Annotated in this window: 3 protein-coding genes; 1 reads left to right on the top strand and 2 read right to left on the bottom strand. The window is 60.9% G+C overall.

Annotated elements, in window-relative coordinates:
- Positions 1-160 precede the first annotated feature (160 nt).
- Positions 161-496 (bottom strand): 4a-hydroxytetrahydrobiopterin dehydratase, encoded by a 336-nt coding sequence (locus S4A8_RS19065; RefSeq protein ID WP_353221323.1) that lies wholly within the window; start codon positions 494-496, stop codon positions 161-163.
- A 122-nt stretch (positions 497-618) separates the two neighbouring features.
- Between S4A8_RS19065 and orn the strand changes: the two genes are divergently transcribed.
- Positions 619-1,164, top strand: coding sequence for an oligoribonuclease (gene orn / locus S4A8_RS19060; protein WP_353180682.1), 546 nt, complete (start codon positions 619-621; stop codon positions 1,162-1,164).
- Between the two features lie 281 nt (positions 1,165-1,445).
- Here the strand turns inward: orn and S4A8_RS19055 are convergent, their stop codons facing one another.
- On the bottom strand, positions 1,446-2,900 hold the full coding sequence (locus tag S4A8_RS19055; RefSeq protein WP_353221322.1) for a cryptochrome/photolyase family protein: 1,455 nt from the start codon (positions 2,898-2,900) through the stop codon (positions 1,446-1,448).
- Positions 2,901-3,198 lie beyond the last annotated feature (298 nt).

Below are 3,198 nucleotides of genomic sequence, written 5' to 3'. Positions count from 1 at the left end.
AACGCGCGCTAAACTGTTACCCATGTCCTGGCACGGGTGTTACCCATGTCTCCGGTCCGTACAAGAAGCGTAATCCAACAAGCAACGTAGCCCCCGGTGAACCAATGCGGTGAACGCGCATTGCAATCGCGTCGGCCGAAGCAGGGCGGCGCCCGCACCCTTAATCATCGACGAGCCGATCGACCTTGGCGGCAAAAATGAAATCGTTGTCGGACAGGCCGTCGATGGCGTGGGTGGTGAGCTCGACTATGCAGTGGTTGTAGCCGAAGGCGATCTCCGGGTGGTGCATCTCGCGGTGGGCGATATAGGCCACCGCGTTCACGAACGCCTGGGTCTTGCCGTAATTCTTGAACTTGAATGCGGCAGCGATACGTTGGCCGTCGCGGACCGCCCATCGGTCGGCCAGCTGCGACAGGGCCTTGGCGATCGCATCCTCGTCGAGGCGGGGCGTATTGCCGTCGCAGGCCTGGCAATGTTGTGCGCTGAGCTGGGGCATGACATCGGTTCCTATCGCAAATAACGTGTTTCAGGCTATCAGTTCGAATGCGCATCGCGGGGCTTTTGCGCTTGTGGGCGACGCCCCGCACAATGGCGCTTTGTCCGAAATACGCCGCTGCAATGAACTACGCTGACGATAACCTCATCTGGATCGATCTGGAGATGACCGGTCTCGACCCGCAGGCCGATCGCATTATCGAAATCGCCACGCTCGTGACCGATAAGGATCTCAACGTGCTGGCGGAGGGGCCGGTGCGCGCGGTTCACCAGAACGACGCGTTGTTGGACAGCATGGATGCCTGGAATACACGCCAGCATAATCAGTCCGGTCTGGTGGAGCGCGTGCGCAACAGCACCGTCGACGAGGCTGCCGCCCAGCAGGAAACCCTGGACTTTCTGGCGGAATACGTTCCGGCCGGTGCGTCGCCGATGTGCGGCAACAGCATCTGTCAGGACCGGCGCTTTCTTGCCCGCTATATGCCTGAGCTGGAAGCCTTCTTCCACTATCGGCATATCGATGTGAGCACACTCAAGGAGCTGGCTAAACGCTGGGCGCCGGAGGTCGCGAAGGGTTTCAAGAAACAGGCGACCCATCTGGCGATGGACGATATTCGTGATTCGCTGGCCGAGCTGGCGTACTACCGCGAGACGCTGCTCAAGATCTAGTAGGTGGTGGTTGCGTCACCTGAATGCATCGTCAGTAGTTGACGCGGCCATCAGCTGCGTGTACAAAGAATGCAAGGAAACGAATTGCACGCCAGCCCTCAAGGGCATCGAAAATAACAGGCGGCAGGCGCTTTCGGAGGCAGAACCACGGTCCCAGACCCGACGATTACTAAAACAATTTTCCCGCCGATGTCCGCTTAGACGGGCAACCAACAATCACAATGTGCGGGGATGACGACTAGAGGCTCCTTCGGGAGCCTTTTTTTTGTCGCGCGCCAGGACTATCGGCTGTCGTTCTTGATCTCGTCGAAGGCGGAGAGGGCTTCGCGCCGCGAGGCTTTCAGGTCCACGATGGGTTGCGGATAGTCCTCGCCCAAGGTGACGTTCGCGGCTTTGAGCGCCTTGGAAGGCGCATTCCAGGGTTCGTGGATGTGGCGGTTTTCCAGCTCGGCCAGTTCCGGCACCCAGCGACGTACGTATTCGCCCTTCGCATCGAAGCGCTCGCCCTGGCGCGCCGGGTTGAAGATACGGAAGAAGGGCGCGGCATCCGCACCGCAGCCGGCCGCCCATTGCCAGCCGAGAGTGTTGTTGGCCAGATCCGCGTCGACGAGCGTATCCCAGAACCAGCGCTCGCCGTGTTGCCAGGCCACGCGCAGATTCTTGGTCAGAAATGACGCCACCGTCATGCGCAGGCGATTGTGCATATAGCCGGTTTCCCATAACTCGCGCATGCCGGCATCGACCATGGGAATACCGGTACGCCCTTGCTGCCAGCACGCCAGGCCCTCGTCATCGCCGGACCAGGGGAACGCCTTGAAGCGCGGGTCGAGCGGCTCATCGGGTGTAGTCGGAAAGTGGTAGAGCACATGGTGCGAAAACTCGCGCCAACCGATTTCGCTCAAGAAGCTGTCGGCGTGGGCACGCAGCGTTTTCGTCCCGCGGTGGTCGTCGATCCATTCTTCCACCCGATGCACAATCTGGCGCGGGCCGATTTCGCCCCAGTGCAGATGCGGCGAAAGATAGGATGTGCCGTAGCGTGCGGGCGCGTCGCGCGTCTCGTCATATTCGCCCAATACATCTTTAACGAATGTTTCGAGCCGTTCGTGGGCGCCGTTTTCGCCGGGCGACCAGGTCGCGCGGATACCGCGATCCCATTCGATCTTCGGACGCAGCCCGAGCGCGGCCACCGATTCCGAGCCGATGCGCGACCACACCTCGGGGAGGGTGTCCGGCGCGGCCAATGGGGTGTCCACGGGCCGGTTCTTGATGGCTTTCCAGAACGGCGTGAAGACCTTGTACGGGCCGCCTTGTTTGGTTTCCACGGTCCACGGCTCGTGCAGCAGATGCGCCTTGAAGCTCGCGGTTTCGATGTCGCGGCCTTCCAGATGTTGCTTGACCTTTTTATCACGCGCGATGGTGTGCGGGTCATAAAGGCGGTTCCAGTACACCGCCGTCGCGCCACTTTCGGCGATGAGCGTATCGAGCACCTCGGTCGTATCGCCGCTGCGAATCACCAGCCGCGAACCCAGCGCCTCCAAAGCATCGGCAAGCGCGGTGAGCGATTCATGCAGCCAGACACGTTGCGCAGCACCCGGCGCCCAGTCGCCGAGCTCGTGCGGCGCATGGATATAAACCGGCACGATCGAATCGAACTCGCCGTCGAGCGCGGCGCGCAGGGCCGGATTGTCGGCCAGACGCAAATCGCGCCGAAACCAGAGGATCACCCGTTCTTTCATAGTGTTGCTCGATTCGAATAGCAAAGTGCGCCGAGGCACGTGCGCCGATAGTACGGTAGCCAAGCAACATACGATGCGCCGGTCGTTCGCAGCGAATATCCAAGCGCCACCATCAGCCTAGTAGGGTGGCTTAGGTCGCAGGCCGTAAGCCAACATGGCGCAGGCACCGCGGCCGTTTGAAGGCTGGCGGGTACGCGCGGGAACACGAGCTTCGTTCTTTGTTGGATTACGCTTTCGCTAATCCAACCTTGTATGTTGATACCCAGCGCCTGATACGCGACCAGGCGCTATGCGCCGG

Source organism: Salinisphaera sp. S4-8, from assembly GCF_040361235.1.
Lineage (GTDB): Bacteria > Pseudomonadota > Gammaproteobacteria > Nevskiales > Salinisphaeraceae > Salinisphaera.
The sequence above is the reverse complement of the archived record's forward strand: the minus strand, read 5'-3'. Positions and strand labels throughout refer to the sequence as shown.